18 protein-coding genes and 1 tRNA gene are annotated in these 21,233 nt (G+C 39.3%); 8 read left to right on the plus strand and 11 right to left on the minus strand.

The features are described from left to right. Positions 1 to 109 precede the first annotated feature (109 nt). From dauA to DD649_RS02800, 8 genes are all read right to left on the minus strand, one after another. Positions 110 to 1,849 carry a C4-dicarboxylic acid transporter DauA gene (gene dauA / locus DD649_RS02765; protein ID WP_294103371.1) on the minus strand — a complete coding sequence of 580 codons (1,740 nt, stop codon included), beginning with the start codon at positions 1,847 to 1,849 and terminating at the stop codon, positions 110 to 112. A gap of 302 nt (positions 1,850 to 2,151) precedes the next feature. Continuing rightward, positions 2,152 to 2,559, minus strand: coding sequence for a hypothetical protein (locus DD649_RS02770; RefSeq protein ID WP_294103373.1), 408 nt, complete (start codon positions 2,557 to 2,559; stop codon positions 2,152 to 2,154). Beyond that, a complete protein-coding gene (locus tag DD649_RS02775) occupies positions 2,556 to 3,896 on the minus strand; it encodes a phosphatase PAP2/dual specificity phosphatase family protein (protein ID WP_336428962.1) in 1,341 nt (446 codons plus the stop codon). The genes DD649_RS02770 and DD649_RS02775 overlap by 4 nt, the downstream gene beginning before the upstream one ends. A gap of 284 nt (positions 3,897 to 4,180) precedes the next feature. Next, entirely contained in the window at positions 4,181 to 5,947 is a 1,767-nt protein-coding gene (locus tag DD649_RS02780; RefSeq protein WP_294103869.1) for a bifunctional alpha/beta hydrolase/class I SAM-dependent methyltransferase, read from the minus strand. Positions 5,948 to 5,977: 30 nt separating this feature from the next. Beyond that, complete coding sequence (locus tag DD649_RS02785; protein WP_294103378.1) at positions 5,978 to 6,601, minus strand: CDP-alcohol phosphatidyltransferase family protein; 624 nt, start codon at positions 6,599 to 6,601, stop codon at positions 5,978 to 5,980. 232 nt (positions 6,602 to 6,833) lie between these two features. Beyond that, on the minus strand, positions 6,834 to 7,763 hold the full coding sequence (locus tag DD649_RS02790; protein WP_336428964.1) for a LysR family transcriptional regulator: 930 nt from the start codon (positions 7,761 to 7,763) through the stop codon (positions 6,834 to 6,836). Positions 7,764 to 7,810: 47 nt separating this feature from the next. Next, the gene (locus DD649_RS02795; protein WP_294103382.1) at positions 7,811 to 9,211 is read right to left on the minus strand and encodes an MFS transporter; all 1,401 of its coding nucleotides are present in this window, start codon (positions 9,209 to 9,211) and stop codon (positions 7,811 to 7,813) included. Between the two features lie 99 nt (positions 9,212 to 9,310). Then, positions 9,311 to 10,135: a helix-turn-helix domain-containing protein gene (locus DD649_RS02800; RefSeq protein WP_294103384.1), complete on the minus strand. Its 825-nt coding sequence runs from the start codon at positions 10,133 to 10,135 to the stop codon at positions 9,311 to 9,313. Between the two features lie 153 nt (positions 10,136 to 10,288). Here DD649_RS02800 and DD649_RS02805 point away from each other — a divergent pair, with 153 nt between their 5' ends. From DD649_RS02805 to DD649_RS02825, 5 genes are all read left to right on the plus strand, one after another. Beyond that, a complete protein-coding gene (locus DD649_RS02805; RefSeq protein ID WP_336428967.1) occupies positions 10,289 to 11,239 on the plus strand; it encodes a proline racemase family protein in 951 nt (316 codons plus the stop codon). 9 nt (positions 11,240 to 11,248) lie between these two features. After that, the gene (locus tag DD649_RS02810) at positions 11,249 to 12,496 is read left to right on the plus strand and encodes an FAD-dependent oxidoreductase (protein ID WP_294103871.1); all 1,248 of its coding nucleotides are present in this window, start codon (positions 11,249 to 11,251) and stop codon (positions 12,494 to 12,496) included. Positions 12,497 to 12,513: 17 nt separating this feature from the next. Next, the gene (dapA, locus tag DD649_RS02815) at positions 12,514 to 13,389 is read left to right on the plus strand and encodes a 4-hydroxy-tetrahydrodipicolinate synthase (RefSeq protein ID WP_294103386.1); all 876 of its coding nucleotides are present in this window, start codon (positions 12,514 to 12,516) and stop codon (positions 13,387 to 13,389) included. Between the two features lie 2 nt (positions 13,390 to 13,391). Continuing rightward, a complete protein-coding gene (locus DD649_RS02820) occupies positions 13,392 to 14,876 on the plus strand; it encodes an aldehyde dehydrogenase (protein ID WP_294103388.1) in 1,485 nt (494 codons plus the stop codon). Positions 14,877 to 14,964: 88 nt separating this feature from the next. Next, a complete protein-coding gene (locus DD649_RS02825) occupies positions 14,965 to 16,485 on the plus strand; it encodes an alanine/glycine:cation symporter family protein (RefSeq protein WP_294103389.1) in 1,521 nt (506 codons plus the stop codon). A 21-nt stretch (positions 16,486 to 16,506) separates the two neighbouring features. On the opposite strand, the gene DD649_RS02830 is transcribed toward DD649_RS02825, so the two are convergent. Continuing rightward, positions 16,507 to 16,596 (minus strand) — tRNA-Ser (locus DD649_RS02830). 353 nt (positions 16,597 to 16,949) lie between these two features. Between DD649_RS02830 and ghrA the strand changes: the two genes are divergently transcribed. The 3 genes from ghrA (at position 16,950) to DD649_RS02845 (ending at position 19,230) form a co-directional block, all read left to right on the plus strand. Next, positions 16,950 to 17,891, plus strand: coding sequence for a glyoxylate/hydroxypyruvate reductase GhrA (gene ghrA / locus DD649_RS02835; protein WP_294103391.1), 942 nt, complete (start codon positions 16,950 to 16,952; stop codon positions 17,889 to 17,891). 208 nt (positions 17,892 to 18,099) lie between these two features. Beyond that, the gene (locus tag DD649_RS02840; RefSeq protein ID WP_294103395.1) at positions 18,100 to 18,645 is read left to right on the plus strand and encodes a molecular chaperone; all 546 of its coding nucleotides are present in this window, start codon (positions 18,100 to 18,102) and stop codon (positions 18,643 to 18,645) included. 252 nt (positions 18,646 to 18,897) lie between these two features. Then, a complete protein-coding gene (locus DD649_RS02845) occupies positions 18,898 to 19,230 on the plus strand; it encodes a hypothetical protein (RefSeq protein WP_294351265.1) in 333 nt (110 codons plus the stop codon). 172 nt (positions 19,231 to 19,402) lie between these two features. Here the strand turns inward: DD649_RS02845 and DD649_RS02850 are convergent, their stop codons facing one another. Both DD649_RS02850 and mdtH read right to left on the minus strand, forming a co-directional pair. Further along, on the minus strand, positions 19,403 to 19,963 hold the full coding sequence (locus DD649_RS02850) for a lipoprotein (RefSeq protein ID WP_294103400.1): 561 nt from the start codon (positions 19,961 to 19,963) through the stop codon (positions 19,403 to 19,405). A 38-nt stretch (positions 19,964 to 20,001) separates the two neighbouring features. Next, positions 20,002 to 21,207 carry a multidrug efflux MFS transporter MdtH gene (gene mdtH / locus DD649_RS02855; RefSeq protein WP_294103402.1) on the minus strand — a complete coding sequence of 402 codons (1,206 nt, stop codon included), beginning with the start codon at positions 21,205 to 21,207 and terminating at the stop codon, positions 20,002 to 20,004. Between the last annotated feature and the right edge of the window lie 26 nt (positions 21,208 to 21,233).

A 21,233-nucleotide genomic window follows, 5' to 3' on the forward strand; every position in this document is an offset into this window, starting at 1 on the left:
TGGTGTTGAACGAAATATGCAAAGTTCACAATCTTGGGCTAATGAGATGTATTGTTTTGAATAAATAATAAAATACCGCCACATGAAGTGTCATATGGCGGTATTTTATTTACGATTTTGAATTTTTAGTGTCAATACTGTCTGTTTGTGTTCTTGCGTTATTCATTGCTTCGAGTTCTTCTATTGAACTCTCCATTGAATTATGGAAGCTTAGAACGCCGTCTATAGGTGTCATTCTGGCACGGGCAAGCGTCTTCAATGGTTGGAATGGAATATCACATACTACAATATGAGTGTCTTTACGTACCGCCTCAATAAATTTTTGAAATGCTTCTAAGCCCCCCGCATCAAGAACAGGAACTGCATCCCATTGCATAACAATACTTTCATAGCCCGCACTTTTAACACGAAGTTCATCAAAAATACGTTCCGCAGCTGCAAAGAATAATGGGCCATTAATTCGTACGACTAAGCGTTTTTTTGCTTCATCCGTTTCAGGCAGTTGTGTCGATCGTGTCATATTAGCGATACGACGCATGAATAGCAGTGATGCGAGTACAATTCCAACGGTAATGGCAATAACCATATCAAACAGCACTGTGAGCGACATACAAAGTATTAGAATGATGATGTCATCTTTAGGTGCGCGCTTTATTAAATAAACGACTTTACTTGCTGCACTCATATTCCATGCAACAATTAGCAGTAGTGCAGACATGGCGGCTAATGGTAAATATGACAACATGGGTGCTAATACGAGTAGTGTTAATAAAACTAAAATTGAGTGGATAATCGCTGAAATTGGTGAAGTTGCTCCTGCACGTACGTTTGCTGCTGAGCGTGCAATCGCAGCTGTCGCGGTGATCCCTCCAAAGAAAGGTGCTGCAATATTACCAATCCCTTGCCCAATAAGTTCACTATTGGAATGATGTTTTTTACCTGTCATATTATCGAGAACAACTGCACACAACAGTGATTCTATTGCGCCAAGTATCGCCATTGAAAATGCGGCAGGCATTAAAGCCGTGATCATCGCCCAGCTAATAGGGGCACTACCAGGTAATTCCCAAGGTAAAATAAATTGCGGTAAAATAGGCGGAATACCACTGCCTTCAGTACCATCGGGTAATAAGTAGCTAAATTCAGAGCCAATAGTCGCAACTTGCATATCAAATAGTGAAAGTATCCACATGACGAAAGTACCAACAACTAATGCAGGTAAGTGACCCGGTAACTTTAATTTCAATCTAGGCCAAAAAATCAGTACTAGTAGAGTGGATAAGCCAATTAGCGTATCGCTATATTGAAACGTCGGAAAAGTATTCGCAATCGCGATGACTTTATCGACATAGTTCTCGGGGACATGCTCCATTTGCAGACCAAAAAAATCTTTAATTTGCATCGTTGCAATAGTGATAGCAATACCGGAGGTAAATCCGAGAGTTACCGAAACAGGAATATATTCGATAAATTTACCAAATCGAGCAAAACCCATTGCGAGTAAAATAATACCCGACATGAGGGTGGCAACAAGTAACCCACTTAATCCAAATTGCTGCGAAACGGGGTATAAAATCACTACGAATGCGGCTGTCGGTCCCGAAACACTATAACGAGAACCCCCAGATATAGCGATGATAATGCCTGCAATTGCGGCAGTATAAAGGCCATACTGTGGGGGCACTCCGCTGGCAATTGCCAATGCCATTGCGAGTGGTATTGCAATGATACCAACTGTAATTCCAGCAATTAAATCTTTGATAAAACGAGGAAAAGTATATTTTTCCTTCCAACATGAATCAATTAGCGCACTAAAAGGGCGCAATCTATTAATTTTTTTTGTACTCATTGTACCCTACCAAAATAACAGGGTGAAAATAAACGTATAAGAATACGCTTATCGGATTAAAAAAATCTGTTATGTATCAATGAAACCGTAATTATCATAACGTTTTCGGCCACTAAAGTAAAAAAGCGTTATATCCTAAGATAGGTATTGTTCAATATAGTTAAAGTGTAGTTAATTTGGCAATTTAAGATATTACTTTTTATTTAAAAATTATTTTTTAAATAAAAAACTAAACTATTAAAAGAGATTGATTTTTGCCATATTTTATTCAGTCAGTTTCCTTAACTTTAGTATTTAAATGGCTAAATGGTCTTAACTATAATTGAAAGTAATAGCCATCCCCACAGTAGGACAATAGAAACTAAACAATAATTAAATAGTTTCTTTGTGCCAGACCAACGTTTTTCCATACTGTTAATGGGTTGTTTATTCGGGAAAAGATAAAGAATTGCCTCATCAAAATGGCGGTCGGTACCCTGATGATAAATGAGTTTGAAAAAATGATTATCTAACCATAAGCGGTAAATATAGTAGTGATTAATAATAAATAAAGTTGTACCAATAAATAAACTAATTCGATTCGAAAATGAGCAAAGATATAATATAAATTGACACGTAAAAGCGAGTAAAGAGCCTAGCGCGAAATAACGCCAACTTGCTGTTAAAATGATAATCACTTCTCCGTTATTTTTATTTGTTAATAGATTCATGACATCACTCTCTTCATCTGAAATTGTTCATACCACTGACATAACAGAGACACGGTTGCTGCATTTAAAACAACTTGTGGCCGTGCTTGTTTCACTATTTTGATTGCCTCTTCAATGTTTTTAGCGGTGCTATTATGAACGAGCCAAGCAACAGTAACAGTCGCACTTCGCGAATAACCCAGTTTGCAATGAATATAGACTGTACCACTTTTGACTAACGTATCCATGGTATGTACGGATCGTTCAATATCCTCCGGGCTAAGTGGTAACAAATCTATTTGGGGTTGGCTACAATAATTGAGTCCTTGGCTGTAGAAGTTGCGAGGCCATTCGCAAGTCATATCTAAAACGGCTTTCGCTTGCAAAGGATATAGTGGACGGCCTCCCAAAATAATATCTTTATTGACTACGCTGGGTTGCTTACATTGCTTGGCAAAGTAATGATAGGTGCAAGAAGCGAATAGTCGATACGGTAATAGTAAAATAGTAGCTGAAGGCGATATGGTGCCATCAGGTGTTTTTTGAAAAACGGAGGCGCCGGCACCTAAGTAGCCAAAAGTAACTAATAATAAGGCAATAGCTGGCCATAATAGTAACCAAGCGGTACCTTGTATTAAAAAAGCGAGCACGAAGCAAAGTAGCGAAGCTAAACCATAATTTATACTCATTTTAAGGCTACGTGGGCTACCAGTGTAATGCCATTGCCAACGTGTCTTAGTGGGTAAGAGATAACTAATTAGAATGCCAACAGCGAAGCCTGTAACAATATCAATGAAATGATGCTGCCAAGTGGTGAGCACAGAAATTAAAATCAGGATGGCCCAACAGTGCAGTAACCAACGCCATTGTGTTGGGGTATGAGCGCGAAAACGTAACCAAAGGAGCCATAATAAAATAATGTGTAATGAGGGGGCTTGATTAAACGGCAAATCAAAAAGTTCAAGGCTATCAAACATCCAACCCATAACACCTTGGGTGTCTGGGCGAGGAAAACTGAACTTAAGTGGGAAGAGTAAAAAGCCTATACAGGCGATTAAAGAGGCTAAGATTAAACGTAAGCCATGGATGCATTGTTCACGACGAGTGGTGCAAATAAATAAAGATAACCCATAAAAAAGGTCAATACTCCAATAGGGAATGATCGTCCAAGGCAAAAATGGTATATGGTGCTCCCATGAGTACACAATAGAAGGCACAGTGGCTAAAGTGGCGGTATAAGTATTGACCTGCCCATAAGTGAGGAAGAAAAATGGTGCCAAAAATGCTAGCCATAAAAAACCAAATAGCCAAATTTGGCGACGCGATGACGGTTGTTCTGATATATGAATGGCAGTCATATTCTGGCTCTATTCCTTTAAGTGGAAGCTTTAGTCCTGTTATTCGGTTGTAATGCTATATGTTAAATATTTTCATTGTTTCATTGTAGTCTTGTGATTCAGTTACCACAGGATAAATAGGGTTAACTCACTTTATATGCATTGAAATGCTTTCGATAAATTAATAAGTTAATAAAATAGGTTGTTTGGCGAGAAGAATCAACTTATGTAAGTTATGACAAGCACCGATAGAGGCTGCCTGTCATGATGAGTCTTTAGTATGGTTATTAATCAATTAGAATTAACTATTTAGAATTACTTTCAGGATCACGGCGCCTAGCAATAGACACGCTAAATATTCCCCAGTTATCAATAGATTGGTTTAGTTTCTCAAATCCAGCAGCATCAACTAATGCATCCATTTCACCTTGGCTACGACAACGCATAACCCAAGCTTGGCCACCTTGATGGCTTGGCAATACTCGTGCAATCATTTCAACTTGAGGATGCCAAGGTTGGCAGGTATAGATAAGTAATCCGCCGGAAGGGATAGCACGAGCTAAACCACTTAATGAAGCTTTAATCAATTCGTTACTTGGAAATAGTTCATATAAACCACTGACAACACCTAAAGTGGGTGCAGGCGTGACAGCGGCTAAATCATCAGCATCAAAGGCATTGCCTTCTTCAAAACGTATTTTATCTTCTAAAAAACGTTCTTTAATATGTAGCCGGCCTTGTTCTACGTTAACAGGGCTGTAATCACGTAGCAAAACAGATTGCACTTTCCCATAATCATTAATTGCATCAAAAATATAACGACCTTGTCCTGCGGCAATATCCATAATATGCACGGGTTTACCACTATCAGTTAAATCACGGATAGCTTGACGGATAATATTTTCAATATTCACTTTCCGCTGGCGAATGCCTTGCCAACCAATGCTATTGAGATATTGTCTGTCCATGACTCGGCCAAATAATCCGTTACCTTGTGCCTTATCACGATACACATAATCAAGGGTTGAACCTGAGTCAAAACCCTTATCATAGCCGATACGTATACCTTCCGATGCTTTACCAAGGCTACTCATTGATTTGCTCATTATTTTATAAGCGATATTTTTAGGACACCAATTTGGTAATGGCGCCGTTAATGCACGAAAAGCATCAGCACTTACGCTCCAAGTGTCTTCAAATTGATAATCATGCTGGTAACGAGGGAACTCAAAGAGTTTAGTAATAAAACTACGCATTTTTTCGATCGGAATATGTCGCTCTTTTTCACCTAGGGTATCGTGGTAGAAGCCAGCTAAAACATGTTTCTCTTTGATTGGCGTATTGAGCCTTTCATAAAATTGATGTTGTGGCTTGTGGTGAACGACGTGATCGTTTCCAGAAATAAAGAGTTGAGTTGGTAGCGTTATTGCTCCTGCATCGGCGACAACACGTTCTGCCGTTTTATATAGTTCAAGCAAAATATTGACGGCAATAGGGCGAGTTATTAATGGATCGCGGTTAAATGACTCAATACGTTTTTCATCATGAGTAAGAAATTTAGCTTTGACATAAGAGTTTACGTAAAATAATCCGCGTATTTTTTGCATAAGCCCTAAGCCGCTACGTGCAAATGGGACATAAAGTTTTACTTTAAAAGCGGGTGACGCAAGCACCATCCCTCGGATTTTAGGTGCATAATCATGAACCCAAGCAGAAACTAAAACCGCCCCAACACTCTGGCCAACAACTATAATATTTTCTAAAGGAATTTGGTATTGTGTTGAAATATAACGGACGAACTCATCTACATCGCTGATTGATGTGCCAAGGGATGGGCTATAACCACGAGGACCGTCATTTTCGCCATGCCCGCGGGCATCCCATGCAAACATGGCATAATCAGGTAAATTCAATTCATCGACTAAATGGGCAATACGACCTGAATGTTCATGGCCACGATGAAATAAAATTATGGCTTTATCTGTAATATCTTCCGTTGCCCAGTAACGGTAAAAAAGTGATGTATGATCACTTGTTTTAAAATGAGATTCAACCACAGGGCGTTGTGTCATATAGTCTGTCTGAAAGTTCATCATTATTCCTTAATGAGTATCCATAGGACGGCCAAGTTCAGCCATAGCACGGTGGATACGGTTATAACAGGTATACAATAACAGCACAGAAATAGCGGCAAAAAGGTAATTAGTCCAATTAGCAAAGGCTATTTGGGGAAAAATGCAGGCTACTAAGCCTAGAGCACCAAAGATAAACGCACGGTCACTTTTACCAATCGGGCCATCATAACGTCGGGAGGCACCAATCGTTTGTGCAAGCACACCAATAAACTCAGTGAGTATGGCTAATAATAGGATAAGTAAAATCCACCAAGATGCATTTGGAAAAAGTAGTGCGAAGGGAAGATACAGGGCAACATCGGAAATAACATCACCGAGCTCATTTAATATAGCACCAAAGTGGCTTTTTTGATTATGTTCACGGGCTAGCATGCCATCAATAGCATTTAGCGCCATGCGAATGAATAAGACAAAAGGTAATAAAATAAACAGGCGAGGATTAGGAAAAATAAATAACAAAACACCAATAAAAATTGATAATAGCAGCGCAGCAAGCGTTACTTGATTAGCGGTAATACCTGCTTGAAATAGCCTATAAACAATAGGGCGAAGTAGATCCTGAAATTTAGGTTTTAGATCATAAATTGTCATTTAGTTATCCTTACTAATCACCGCAGTTATTCTACAGATTTGTGACATATCAATACGCTATTATCGATTAGCTGCAATAAGACCTATCCTAAGTTAATCTTGGGATGAATTGTCATTTAATTATGAGGTTAATAAAAAAAGATCGGTAACGTAATGATATTAAATCATATTTTAAGAATGCAAATGAACTAAAAGATTAAGCTGAATTAGTTATGATCTGTTCCATGAAATATCAAATATCAATGTCATTTATCTCATTACAAACCTGTAGGATACAGTCACGAAACCATTTATGAGCAAGGTCATTGTGCATCTTTGGATGCCATAATAACGAAATGTTTAATGAAGGAATTGAATAAGGTAATGGAAAACTAAACAGCGATTGTTTTAAAACTTGGTTACGCAAAATATGAGTAAATCTTTTAGGAACAATAGCAATGAGTTGACTTTGGCTCACGATGGTAATTGCTGTTGAAAATCCAGTGACGTTGAGAATGGCGGGTTTAATTGTGTCAGTAGAAGTGCAAGCACAATTTTCATGGGTTAGTTGATTAAATGGATATTGTCGTTGTACACCAATGAAATCATAGTTATTTAATAATTCTAGCGTTATAGGTTGCTTAACGAGTGGATGCGTAACATTACATACCCCAATGAATACATCACTAAACAGGAAACGGCTTTTGAGTTCTGGATCAGTATTATCAGTAATGACACTAATTTCTGCATCAATATCACCTTGCTTAAGCTGTTGAGTGTGTTTAATTTCTTTACTGATAATTCGAAGAGTCGCATTCGGTGCTTGTTGTCTGATTAATGTTAATAATGCTGAACCGTAGTTTTCCGCAAAACCCGCGGAGGCACGAAGTGTAAATTGTCGAGATAAAACGGCTAAATCAAGCTTATTGGGAACAACAAAGACATATTCAAGTTGATCCATTAGTTGTGATACTTGTGCTCTAATGCTTAGGGCATAAGGCGTGAGCAACATTGTTCTACCTGATTTCATCAACAAAGGGTCATTGAGCGATGTACGTAAGCGGTTTAATGCACGGCTCATCGCAGATACACTGAGATTGGAACGCTGTGCTGCTTTTGTTACATTGCATTCTGTTAGTAAAGCATTAAGCATTACTAATAGATTTAAATCGATATTTAGCATATTGGACTCACCACCATATTGTATTAATGCACAATTTTGCACTAAGCCTAGTTGTCAGAATTATTGTCGATATTTTGCTTTGCAACATAGCGCTGATGAAAAAATAATAGATTTAACGCTACAAACATTAAAACTGCACTGATGGCAAAGGTCAATCTAAAACCGGCTACTATATTTTCTTGTGGCATCGCTGCATTCATTGTACCACCTGCGGCAAAAGCAAATAATGTTGCCATTAATGCGGCACCATTAATTAAACCTAAATTACGCGATAAATTAATCACGCCAGCCAGTAATGATTTTTTATTTGAATTAACTCCAAATAGGATTGCAGTATTATTTGCAGCTTGAAATGCGGCATAGCCAGATGTAATCAGCGTAATAAAAAGAAGATATAAGCTAATGGATAAGTGTTGAGCAAAAAGTGCAAATAATGTGAATCCTGACACCATGCAGATGAGTGCATAAAAAATAATCGTGTTTGGATTAAACTTATCAACTAATTTTCCTGCGGGTAATCCTACACAGGCAGCAACTATTGGACCACAAGACATTACAAGCCCCATTTGCCAAGGGGATAATACTAATTTATACAATAAATAAAATGGCCCAACAATTAACGTTGTCATCATTACGGTTGCAACCAGTAGGCTAAGAATTACGCCAATAAATAGAATGGGTTGCTTTAATAATTCAATAGAAATGACAGGGTGAGCTATACGTTTTTCAACAATTACAAATGAAATTACGCTCATCACTGATAGTGCTATTAATAAGAAGCTATAGCTTCCCCAGTTCACGATACTAAAGGTATACAGAATAATCGCTACAGTTAGAAGGGAAAGACCTAGAATATCAATGGGTTTATGTTCAATAGGGGCACTGGCTGGTTTTGGGACAAAACGGATGATGAGGAATAAAGCAATAATAGAAAAAGGAATATTAATTAAAAAGATAGCTTGCCAGCCCCATAAGTTTATTAACAATCCACCTAAAGTAGGACCTGCCGCTGTACCGATAGCCGATAATGAACCTATCAGTCCCATGGCAAATCCGCCTTTATTTTTTGCATTTAATCCTGCAATCATTGCCATGGTAGTATTGATCATACCTGCTGCCGCCACACCTTGTAGAATACGAAACCCGATCAACCAATTTATTGTTGGTGAAAGTCCACTTAATGTAGAAGCAATGATAAAGAGGCTCAGTGAAAATAATAAAATGGTACGACGATTGATGCGATCGCCAAGGCTACCCGTCAAAATAGCAGCGCTGGTTAGGGTAATTAAATAGGCTACGATAACCCACTGAGCTTGTGAGAATGAGGCGTTAAAAGCTGATATTAGCGAGGGTACAGCAATATTAGTAATGCTAGTACTGAGTGAAGACAGAAATATTGGTAAAGAAAGCGCAATAAGATATCGCTTTAATGAATTAATATTTTGCATATTATATTCGACCCATAGTTTGAATGGTTAAAAACTAAAGGTAGATTAATGCGTTTATGCCATAGTCAGAAGAGGCGTTAACCGAATAGCAGTGTTGCATTAGAGGCTATAGTTGCTATGTGTTTCAATATGATTATTTCTTTCTATTTTTGAGCGCATTCGCTTAAATTGGCTTGGTGTCATTGTGGTCATCTCTTTAAATTTTCGACAAAAAGCACTGTGATCTGCATAAGCGCATTTAATTGATATATCAGTAATAGAATAATCTTCTTCTAATAATTCTATCGCATGTTCTAGGCGTTTTTTCTGAATATATTGTTGAGGAGTAATTAAAAAAATGGATTTAAATTGGCGATTTAGTTGTGAAAGTGACAGGCCTGAAATATCGGCAAGTGTTGTGATTTTAATTGCGGTATCAAAATGATGACTAATAAAACGTTCAACTCGGCTAAGTTGGCTATTAAGCTTAGGACTAATAGATTTTACATCTTGCAAATCAACAGAAATTCCCGCAACACCAATCACTTGGTTCCGAGTGTTAAATATAGGTACTTTTGTTGTTAGACACCAACCTAATAATCCTGCTGTATAAAGATGCAATTCAAGTTTATTGATAACACTAATTTTTTTCTGCATTACCAAATAATCTTGTGAACTATAACTTTGACCTAAATCGATATGAAAAATATCCTCGGCGCGTTTACCAATCACATTATTTACGGTGTCAATTTTACAACGTTTAGCAAGGTTTTCATTAGCAAGTAAGTATTTGGCATTATTATCTTTTACAAAAAAAGTCACGTTCGGCAAGGTATTAATTAATGGCATAATCAACCCTAGATGATTAAGAAAATTATTAATATTATCAATAGGGAATAACATATTTTCCTGACTAATCAATAGCAATTTATTTAAGTTAATCATGCAGTGCTCCTGTCCGTTAAACAATTTTTGTTAGTTATCTAAAATATTTTTATATTGTGCAGAAAAGCGCATAAGTTGACTTGAAAGATATCAAGAGTTATTAACAAAAATCAAGCATCCTGTTAACAATTAAATTTTAACAGGGATAATCTAATGCAGAAGCAGTACCGAAAAATAGAAGTTATTGATTCACATACAGCAGGGGAGCCAACGCGTTTAGTTATTAATGGCTTCCCTGAATTGGGTGATTTAAATATGGCTTCTCGTCTAGAAATATTACGCACTCAATATGACCAATGGCGTTGCACCACGATCTTAGAGCCTCGCGGCAATGACATTTTGGTTGGCGCATTATTATGTCGACCACAAAATCCTAAAGCCGCCGCGGGTGTTATTTTTTTTAATAATGAAGGTTATTTAGGGATGTGTGGGCATGGCACGATTGGTTTAATCACGTCATTACATTTTTTAGGTCAGATATCTTATGGCAACCATCTGATTGAAACACCCGTGGGGGATGTTACCGCGCAATTACACCAAGATGGCAGCGTTAGTATTCAAAATGTTTATTCCTACCGTTACCGTAAGGCAGTGCAAATTAATATTCCTGATGTAGGAGTCATTGTTGGAGATATTGCATGGGGAGGTAATTGGTTTTTTCTGGTTGAAAATTCCCCTATCGATATTCACTATCGTGATGCTAAAGCGTTGACTGAGCTGTGTTTAAAAATCAAGCAAGTCCTAGCTTCTCAAGGTATATACGGTAAAGATAACCAAGAAATTGACCATATCGAATTATTTGGCTCACATCCCAACGCCAATAGCCAAAGTTTTGTGCTCTGTCCTGGTGGTGCTTATGACCGTTCACCTTGTGGAACGGGAACTAGTGCCAAGCTTGCATGCCTTGCGGCGGATAAAAAATTGGCGGCGGGCGAAATATGGCATCAAGCCAGTGTGATCGGCAGCCAATTCCAAGCCAGTTACCAACCTTCTGATGAAGGTGGCATCATCCCAACTATCCGTGGTACTGCCTATATTAGTGGGCAAAATAGCTTATTAATTGATGAGCAAGATCCATTTCGTTTTGGCATCACGGCCGCGTGAGGTGTCATCATGACTAAAAAATATCCGGTGGTGGTGATTGGTGGTGGCATTATTGGCTTAAGTATTGCGTTATCGGTGCAAGCTGAGGGAACTGATGTTTTATTGGTTGATAAAAATGAGATTGGTTCTGGCGCGTCATTTGGTAACGCAGGGCATATAGCGACCGAACAAGTTTTTCCTATTGCTGATCCTTCTATTTTGAAATCAATTCCCGGTATGCTTTTCGATCCTCTTGGTGCTTTGCGTTTAGATTGGCGATATTTATTACCGCTAACGCCTTGGTTATTGAAATTACTGGGAAATATGCGACATAAACATTTTATGCGCATCCATCGAACATTAGCAATATTCAATAGCGCTTCATTAACCTCATGGCAAGCCTTTGAGCAGAAATGGCAACTAGATGATTTAGTTAAACTAACCGGCTCGTTGTTGGTTGCAGAAAAGCTAAAAACGCTGGATAAATTAAATCAACATGGGGAATACCTCAACAGTATTGGGGTGCAAAATCAATTTCTAACTCAAGAACAGCTATTGGTTCGTGAGCCTGGATTAGCTACCAGTCAACTCGGCGGGCTTTTTTATCCGAATACTGGGCATGTCACTGACTTGACTGCATTACATGCACGGCTAGTACAAGCGTTTCAACAATTAGGTGGAAATGTGCTGACAGGCTGTGAAGTGACCGCCATTAACTCATCATCGAGTGATAAAGCGTTAGTCACAACAACACAAGGTGAATTTGATGCACAGAAAGTGGTGATTGCGGGTGGCGCATTTTCTAAGTCATTAGTGAAGATGGTTAGCCGTATTAATGTGCCTCTTGAGACGGAACGTGGTTATCACTTGATGTTACCGAAAGAAATCAACAGGCTGACTGTGCCCGTATCTAGCATGGATCGGCGTTTTATTATGACGCCAATGAAGGGTGGATTGCGTCTTGCAGGTACAGTTGAATATGCAGGATTGACGCGTCCACCTAACATGCAACGGGCACGCCACTTTATTCCTCTAGCGACGCCGATGCTGAATAAATCATTAAATACCCAACAAAGCAGTGAATGGATGGGGTTTCGTCCGACGACCTCAGATTCATTACCCGTAATCGATAAAAAAGGCCCTTATATTTTTGCTTTTGGGCATCAACACTTGGGACTTACACAAGCTGCTCTCACCGCAGATATTGTCAATAACTTGATCCACGAGCAACCGACAGTGGTCGATTGTTTGCCTTTTACCATCGAAAGATTTCTTTAATTTTGAGGAGAATTCCAATGAATTTTCATGGCATCCTAGTTCCTATCGTTACACCATTTCATGATGATTTGTCATTGAATATTAGTGGGTTAGCTAAATTAACCGAAAAACTTATCGACAGTGGTGTGACAGGTTTAGTGGTTTGTGGAACCACTGGTGAATATTACGCTTTGAATGAAGAGGAGCGTAAAACAGTACTGATGACAGTAAGTAAAGTGGCGAAGGGAAGAGTTACGTTGATAGCGGGGATTAATGATCTATCAACCGAAGGTGCTATAAATCGCGCGGAACAAGCAAAGCAATTAGGTTATGAAGGATTAATGTTATCGCCACCCCCGTATAGCCTACCTGACCAGCAAGGGGTATTTGCACATTATCAAAAAGTCGCCTCGTCAACATCACTCCCCATCATTATGTATAACTTTCCTGCGCGTATTGGTATTGAAATTGAATATGACACTGTCGTGAAACTGGCTGAAATTGACAATATTGTGGCCATTAAAGAAAGCAGCGGGGATTTTAGTCGTGCATTACGTCTTCTTCAAACTTCATTTGAGAATTTCGAAGTTATTTGTGGCTGTGATGACCAGCCTGTCGACTTCTTCTTTTGGGGAGCCAGAAGCTGGATAGCTGGATCAGGAAATGTATTTCCTGTAGAGCAAGTGGCTATCTATGAAGCTTCAGTACAAGAAGATTGGGGAAAAGCAAAGCAGATCATGAATGAAATCTATCCTGCAATCTATTCGATGGAATCGGGTAATTATAATCAAAAAGCGAAAGCTGGCTGTTTTAAAAGTGCATTTAAGGTTGGACCCGTTCGATTACCATTAACTAATATTTCTGACTCTGAACGAGATGAATTCCTTTCTCTTATCACGATAGAAGGGAAATAATAATGAAAATAAGTAAAGAGCAGGTATTTGAACGTGCTAAAAAAGGGAAATTATGGGCGGGTAATTTAATTGAAGATTATCAAAGTAACGCAGCAAAATTAGAGAATCGAACACCTATCGATAACAGTGTGATTGGTTATATTGCTGATGGAAGCGTGAGCGATATCGATGCTGCCGTTAGTCTTGCTCGCTCAACATTTAAAGCGGGTAACTGGCGTGGGTTATCACCCCAGCAACGAAAACAAGTTATGTTACGGTGGGCGCAATTGGTTGAAGAACACAGTGAAGAGCTTGCTGCACTTGATTGTATCGATGCAGGTAAGCCAATTACCGAATGTTTGAACACTGATTTACCCGCTACCATTGAAACTTTTTATTGGTATGCAGAAGCGGTAGATAAATTATTTGGTAAGGTCGCTCCGACGAGTCAACAAGAGTTGGGTTTGATTGTACATGAGCCGATTGGCGTCGTCGGCGCTGTATTGCCTTGGAATTTTCCTGCTCAGATGTTTGCTTGGAAAGTTGCACCGGCGTTAGCGGTAGGTAATTCCGTGATTGTAAAACCCGCAGAATTAACGTCATTAAGCGCTTATCGCTTAGTGGAACTTGCTTATGAAGCGGGCGTACCTAAAGGTGCGTTGAGTTTAGTGTGTGGATTAGGTGAAAAAGTTGGGGAGGCGCTTGGCCGACATAGTGATGTAGATATGGTCTCTTTTACCGGTTCAACTGAGGTAGGGCGCTTATTTTTAAAATATTCGGCAGAAAGTAACTTAAAGGAAATCGTTCTTGAGTGTGGTGGAAAAAGTCCGCAAGTAGTGTTCGAAGATGCTGACATCGATGCTGCTATTCCTCATATTATGGCTGCTGCGTTTTGGAATATGAGTGAGAATTGCAGTTGTGGTTCGCGGCTTATTGTGCATGAACGGATTAAGCCATTATTACTCGAAAAACTGATTGCAGCGGCCGCATTATGGAAAGTAGGCAATCCGATGGATGCTGATGTTTCTATCGGCCCCATGGTAGAAGAAGCGCATTTTGAAAAAGTTAAATCATTTTTAGCGCTCACAATTAAAGAAGGCGGGCATCTTGTTACTGGGGGTAAAATACACAGTGAAATAGGTGCTGGTTGGTATATTGAACCAACAATTTTTGATGATATTACACCACAGATGTCGCTCTTTAAGCAGGAAGTTTTCGGACCTATTTTAGCCGTTACCTCTTTTAATACAGATGAAGAAGCGGTCGCATTGGCTAATGATACTCAATATGGGCTTGCGGCCTCTTTTTATAGTCAAAATATCCATCGTGTGATGAATATTGCACGGCAGATCAATGCGGGCACTATTTCTATTAATGGATTTAGTGAAGGAAATATTACCACACCGTTTGGCGGTTTTCGTCAATCAGGTTTTGGGGGGAAAGACAACGGAATTGAGGCATTTGAACAATACACCCAAACTAAAGTTATCTGGTTTATCAATCATTAAATCACAATAACCTGAGCCAATATTGGCTCAGGTTTTTTTTACCCTACAAACATAAAACATATTATTACAATAACGAAGGAGTATTCATATGGAAGCCATCGTAAATACCATCGTTGGTTACATCTGGGGTAATGCATTAGTGATATTATCGCTGGGTGTTGGGCTTTATTTTACGCTGCTCACGCGTGGTGTGCAATTTCGCTACTTAATCAAAATGGTTTGCTTACTAAAAGAAAATAAAGCCTCTAAAGAAGGGATATCATCATTCCAAGCATTTTGCCTTGCACTATCTGGTCGTGTTGGCGTAGGTAATATTGCCGGTGTTGCTACTGCAATCGCAGCGGGAGGGCCGGGAGCTATATTTTGGATGGTAGTCATGGGGCTCTTGGGCGGTGCGAGTGCATTTATCGAATCCACATTAGCGCAAATTTATAAGCAGCGTTCTGATGGGCAGTATCGTGGTGGTTCTCCTTATTACATTGAAAAGGGCTTAAAATTAAAACCATTTGCGATTATGGTCGCGGTAGTGATTTGTTTATCTTATGGTGTATTAGTGCCGGGTATTCAAGCAAATACTATTGCGGATTCATTCCAAACTTCATTTAATATTCCCCCGATGGTGACTGGTGCGATTGTTACCGTATTAATGGCATGGCTAATTTTTGGCGGTGTCAAACGTATTGCTAGTGCTGCCGATAAAATTGTACCGTTGATGGCTATCGCTTATATCATCATGATGGTCATTATTTTAGGGAGTCACTTCGAAAAAGTGCCAGCGATGTTCAGCTTAATATTCCGTAGTGCATTGGGAATGGATGCGGTATTTGGTGGAATTATCGGTACTGCGGTTTCGTGGGGGGTACGCCGCGCCGTATTTTCGAATGTTGCAGGTGCCGGCGAGGCAACATTTAGCTCAGCGGCAGCCGAAGTTAGCCATCCCGTAAAACAGGGCCTTATCCAAGCATTTTCTATTTATATTGATACTGTTGTGGTATGTACTGCATCAGGTTTGATGATTTTAGTGACCAATATGTACAATGTATTCCCTGATGGCTCTGCAACGGCGTTAGTTGAATATGTCCCTGGTGTCGCGGCTGGTACAGCTTGGACTCAAATGGCCGTATCAACGGTATTTACCTCCGCGGGATCGGGGTTTGTCTCGATAGCTGTGTTCTTATTTGCATTCACCACTTTGATGGCTTACTACTATATAGCAGAAACGACCATAGTTTATCTCGACCGCAAGCTCTCTTATCCAGTCTTAAAATTGATACTAAAATTTGTTTTTTTAGGGATTGTTTTTATGGGAAGTGTGCAATCCGTTAGTATCATGTGGGGGCTGGGTGATATTGGTTTCGGTAGTATGAGCTATTTAAACTTGGTCGCAATTGTCTTTTTATCTAAGCCAGCGCTTAGGGCTCTTAGAGATTACGAAAGGCAGGAAAAACTTGGAGTTGACCCAGTGTTTGATCCTAAAGTTGCTGGTGTTGAAAATGCAGAGCTTTGGGAAGACATCAGTCGTGAATATCATGCGAAAGGTTATGGTGTTATTCAAACAGAAATTAAAACTGAAAGCAGATTGACTAAGGAAGAGTTAATTGAAAAGTAGATATAAAAATTTGCTTAAAAATGGCGGTGAGAGAGGGGTTCGAACCCTCGATACGTTCGCACGTATACACACTTTCCAGGCGTGCTCCTTCAGCCTCTCGGACACCTCACCGTATTTTTAATGCTGTCGTTACATTATAAGATATAAAAAACTACTTTATAAACTTGCACTGCAACGGGGCGCTACTATAGGGAAAATAGCGCCTTACGTCAACTCCCTATTGCTTATTATTCTTGTTTTTGTGGTTGTTTAGTTAAATAAAAATCAATTTGATTATTATCTATTCGACGAAGTTAGTTTCTAATTTTATTTAATTATTATTTGTTAATTTAAACTGCAAGGTATTATTGCAAAATTCGTTATCTACTTAACAAAATACTGATCGGGTGCAATCTAGATGGTTGTATTGACTTGAAAATAAACTCCTTTACGCACACTCTGTTAGAAACCCAAGAGGAGTTGCCATGAATATTTTATTTTACCACCCATTTTTTGATGCGAAGCAATGGATTGAGGGGATGCGAGTAAGATTACCGCAAGCCAATATTCGTCAGTGGGAAAAAGGGGATAACCAACATGCTGATTACGCGATGGTTTGGTTGCCACCATATGAGTGTTTAGCCGGTAGAAAAGATCTGAAGGGTATTTTTGCATTAGGTGCCGGTGTTGACGCAATCTTAAAACAAGAACAAGACAATCCAGGAACTTTACCCGCAGGTGTTCCACTGATGCGCCTTGAAGATACCGGTATGGCCATTCAAATGGAAGAATATGCAATGGCTAAAGTATTATCTTATTTTCGTCGAATGGATGAGTATCGCCAACTACAATCTCAGCGTCAGTGGAAACCATTACCCGCTTACCAACACGAAGAATTTGTGGTGGGAATTATGGGGGCAGGAGCACTAGGGCAAGCTGTGGCTAAGCGTTTAATTAGTTTTGGTTTTCATGTTAGAACTTGGAGTCGCTCTGAAAAGCACATTGATAATGTGAAAAGTTATTATGGTAAAGACCAACTACCGAGTTTTCTTTCTGGTACGCGAGTGATTATTAACTTGTTACCGAGCACTCCAGAGACGGTGGGTATCTTGAATCAGCAACTGTTCAGCCAGTTACAGCCAAATTCGTATATCATCAATCTTGCTCGAGGCGCTCATCTTATTGAACAAGATTTGTTATCCGCTCTTGAAATAGGGCAAGTGGCTGGAGCCTCTCTTGATGTTTTTGCTAATGAACCTTTGTCACAAATGCATCCATTTTGGACCCATCCACGTATCGCGATAACTCCTCATGTTGCAGCGTTTACTAAACCATTAGAAGCGATGGATATGATAGCGAGTAATATTAAACGTATCGAAGCAGGGCAAACGCCTGAAGGTATCGTTGATTTAATTCGAGGATACTAATATCCCATTATGTTTCACGTTGTAGCGCTGTTCACTAGCTGCAACGTGAGCGCTTTAAGCGTAAAGCCAAATCTTTACGCTTTTTTAATCACCCCCCTGTCTTAATCTTAGGTTATGGGTGGTTTAGCCGACTTTTAAGGTATACTAATTTTAAAGCGTAATCATTTTAGCGAAGTGATTACATAGTAACCGAAAAAGGAACCGGTAAATGAATGAATTCTCAATTGTCTGTCGTATCTTAGGCACACTGTTTCAACGCTCACCAGACGATGTGCTGGTAAAACCATTACTCGATTTAATTGCACAAGACAAACTAAAGGCGTCTTGGCCAATTGAACAAGATGAGCTTTGGGCGAGAATGGCAACATCTGTTGATATCAATGCGATTACCAAGGACTATCAAGGAATGTTTGGTGGCACTGAGCCTGCGGTATCTATGCGTGCTAATGATTATGATGCTGAAATTACTGAGCCTGAAATTCGTGAATTTTTGACATTAAGAGCTATGCCATTAACCGATTCTCATACAGATTCATTCGGTGCTTTACTTCTTGCGGCATCTTGGCTTGAAGATCAAGCAGCAGAAGATGAAACTGCGGCGCAAGAAGAGTTGTTTGATAGTTATATTTTGAGTTGGAGTGGGACATTTTTAGGTAAAGTTGAAGCGCATGCTACAACTGTTTTTTATCGCACACTAGCTCAAATTGCCCGTGATGCCGTGATTGTATTACGTGATGAATTAGATTCAGAGTAAATGAGAATAAGGATATTTTAAAATATTTTATTGGTAGACTCAGTTAATTGTGATGTAAAAAACGCCACTTAGCCTATTGCTACATTATTGTCTCACAAGCCCACATTCAAATTGTGGGTTTTTTGTTGCAACAAATCGAATCAGGGAGTACTTTGCAACTATCTATCTTATAAATATTAATGAATTATGGTTACTCGGATTTTATATTTACTTTGCATAGCATTGATGGTTTTGTTTGCATTTGTATTGGGTATGTCAGTTAATTTAAATTTTAAACCCAGTGTTATTGATGGCGCAAAGTTAGCGGTATCTAACTTTATGTATTTGCCTCAAGCATCTGAATTTAGAGAAGTTAAATTATATGTATCCAGAACTAAGACAGTTCACAAAGAGGTGGGTAATGTTTGTGGTGAGGTATATGCATTTAAAAATGACGTACCTTATAAGTACAAAAGATTTATTGTTCAAGCCGCTAAGGACAACAAAGGCAACTATATATACTCATTTCCACTTTTTGACTTCGAGGGTGAGATGATATCGGAAGAAGAGTTCCAAAAAATATGGGAACAACGCTGTGCTGAATAAATTATAAAGCTGGAGCCAGTACTTTTAACCGATTGAGTATCCTATTATTGTTTTTCTCTTTTTATCGTTTAATTATTCAAAATTGATAAATAATTTTAATTAAATAAAGAAGGCAACAAGTTTGTTTGTTGCCTTAAATGCTTTTATCAATCAAATTAATTCATGGTCTGAGTTAATCAACTAATGGGATTATTAATTTTCCCGGCTTTATCTCAAGCCCTTTGGCTAATTTTTTTGCTGTTGCCTCAGCGGCACCATTATTAGCATCTAATACATAAACTGGTTGAGTTTCAAAGAAAGTTTCAAGAGAGCTATTTAAGTAAGGAATAATGGCAGAAATTGCGGTATCCATATTTTCAGGGATCACTTTATATTTACTGATATTTAGTTCTTTTAAATAAATAGAGCCTGTTTTTGCATCAAAAATAGGGCGAGCGGTTAATGTTAACTCAATTTTGGCGTCAGCTTTACCAATTAATGAATCCAGCTTTACAGTAGCTTCCCCCGTTAAAGCAACTTTACCTGGTTCACTACGACCAATTTCGGATTTTAAATTTGCGAGTTGTATATCTGCATCTGCAAAGCCTGAAATACCGACTTTATGCTCATATTTAACTTTATTGGCTAGGTAGTTATTAATTTGTGATTCATTGATACTAAATTCTGATAATTGGCTACAACCTGCGAGGAGGGCAACGAGCCCCAATATGGTCGCTAATAAAAACTTTTTCATAAAGACTCCTTAGACAGTAATTCTGCTAGTTTAGCTTATTACTGTCCACTCAACATGGCTGTTTCTATTTTTTTGCGATTAAATTGCTTATGCAACGCCCATAAAGTAATAAAACCGATAATACCGAGTAGGAACCAAGGCAATTGTGGTACTCCCCATTGATGCCCAATATCATACATCCAGCCACCGCCGGTATAACCTACGGCGCCACCAAGGGCGAGTCCTAGGCGACTAAAGCCCATGTAGCTTCCTCGAGCTCTAGGATTTGCCAAAGAGGCGCTCAGTGTTTCACGTGCAGGGTCAGCAGTTACCGTTCCCAAATAAAATAAACAAATCAGGCCGAATAAGGTATTCAATGAAGTGGTCATTCCAATGGGGAACATGCTTAGGCTCATTAGAAATAGCCCTGCCATCAAACGCTGTTCTAAGCGAAAATGTTTTTCGCTCCAACGCGCAATAGGATAAAGCAGTGTTAATGAAATAGCGGCTTCAATCGCATACATCCATTTAACGGCCGTTGGCGTTCCTGCAAGTTCGTTAACGACAATAGGAAACATCAACATCACTTGCACCGAAAGCATAAAGTAACCCGCTAATGTTACGACATAGGTGACAAAGCGTTTATCTTTAAGAACGCGGCCCATGCCTTCTTTTATCGGGGTTCTGACTGTTGAAATACGATAAGCAGGTAGCAACCATGCATTACAAATTGCGGCGATGATAAAGACAGCAGCACCAGCCCAACAAACATAGTGGAAGTCATACTGTAATAGCCAACTACCAATTAATGCACCAATGACAGCGCCTGCGCTATCTTGCATTAACAGTAATGAATAGAAACGACCCCGTTCATAAGGTCGCGTTAATTTAATGACCAGCGCAGTCCTTGGTGGATCGAACAAGGTACCACCGAGGGCAGAAAGCACGCAGGATAGCCATAAAACCCAAGGGTCATGAGCGACGGCCATGACTGCGAAACCGCTAGCTCGCAGTAGCATACCAATAACAATCATTGGTTTAGCACCAAAACGGTCGGCGATAGCACCCCCGAAAATACCCAATCCTTGTTGAACAAATTGTCTCAGCCCCAAAGCGAAACCAACAACAACCGCAGCCCAACCAAGTTGATCAACAAAGCGAATTGAGATTAAAGGAAACACCACAAAAAAGCCTAGTACAACTAACATGTTGTCTAGTAATAAAAAATATTTACCCAGGCTTCTTGCCCGTGACACCTGCGCCATGACACACCATTAGAAAAATAGCAAAG

Origin of the sequence: Providencia sp. (genome assembly GCF_003533305.1) — a bacterium.
Taxonomy (GTDB): Bacteria; Pseudomonadota; Gammaproteobacteria; order Enterobacterales; family Enterobacteriaceae; genus Providencia.

Bases quoted from the DNA above. Each gene is read 5' to 3' on its own strand.
- DD649_RS02775 (WP_336428962.1), bottom strand. From the start codon at position 3,896: ATGACTGCCATTCATATATCAGAACAACCGTCATCGCGTCGCCAAATT.
- DD649_RS02840 (WP_294103395.1), top strand. From the start codon at position 18,100: ATGAATGAATTCTCAATTGTCTGTCGTATCTTAGGCACACTGTTTCAA.
- DD649_RS02780 (WP_294103869.1), bottom strand. From the start codon at position 5,947: ATGACACAACGCCCTGTGGTTGAATCTCATTTTAAAACAAGTGATCAT.
- DD649_RS02800 (WP_294103384.1), bottom strand. From the start codon at position 10,135: ATGATTAACTTAAATAAATTGCTATTGATTAGTCAGGAAAATATGTTA.
- DD649_RS02845 (WP_294351265.1), top strand. From the start codon at position 18,898: ATGTCAGTTAATTTAAATTTTAAACCCAGTGTTATTGATGGCGCAAAG.
- DD649_RS02825 (WP_294103389.1), top strand. From the start codon at position 14,965: ATGGAAGCCATCGTAAATACCATCGTTGGTTACATCTGGGGTAATGCA.
- DD649_RS02770 (WP_294103373.1), bottom strand. From the start codon at position 2,559: ATGAATCTATTAACAAATAAAAATAACGGAGAAGTGATTATCATTTTA.
- DD649_RS02795 (WP_294103382.1), bottom strand. From the start codon at position 9,211: ATGCAAAATATTAATTCATTAAAGCGATATCTTATTGCGCTTTCTTTA.
- mdtH (WP_294103402.1), bottom strand. From the start codon at position 21,207: ATGGCGCAGGTGTCACGGGCAAGAAGCCTGGGTAAATATTTTTTATTA.
- dapA (WP_294103386.1), top strand. From the start codon at position 12,514: ATGAATTTTCATGGCATCCTAGTTCCTATCGTTACACCATTTCATGAT.
- DD649_RS02810 (WP_294103871.1), top strand. From the start codon at position 11,249: ATGACTAAAAAATATCCGGTGGTGGTGATTGGTGGTGGCATTATTGGC.
- ghrA (WP_294103391.1), top strand. From the start codon at position 16,950: ATGAATATTTTATTTTACCACCCATTTTTTGATGCGAAGCAATGGATT.
- DD649_RS02785 (WP_294103378.1), bottom strand. From the start codon at position 6,601: ATGACAATTTATGATCTAAAACCTAAATTTCAGGATCTACTTCGCCCT.
- dauA (WP_294103371.1), bottom strand. From the start codon at position 1,849: ATGAGTACAAAAAAAATTAATAGATTGCGCCCTTTTAGTGCGCTAATT.
- DD649_RS02805 (WP_336428967.1), top strand. From the start codon at position 10,289: ATGCAGAAGCAGTACCGAAAAATAGAAGTTATTGATTCACATACAGCA.
- DD649_RS02790 (WP_336428964.1), bottom strand. From the start codon at position 7,763: ATGCTAAATATCGATTTAAATCTATTAGTAATGCTTAATGCTTTACTA.
- DD649_RS02820 (WP_294103388.1), top strand. From the start codon at position 13,392: ATGAAAATAAGTAAAGAGCAGGTATTTGAACGTGCTAAAAAAGGGAAA.
- DD649_RS02850 (WP_294103400.1), bottom strand. From the start codon at position 19,963: ATGAAAAAGTTTTTATTAGCGACCATATTGGGGCTCGTTGCCCTCCTC.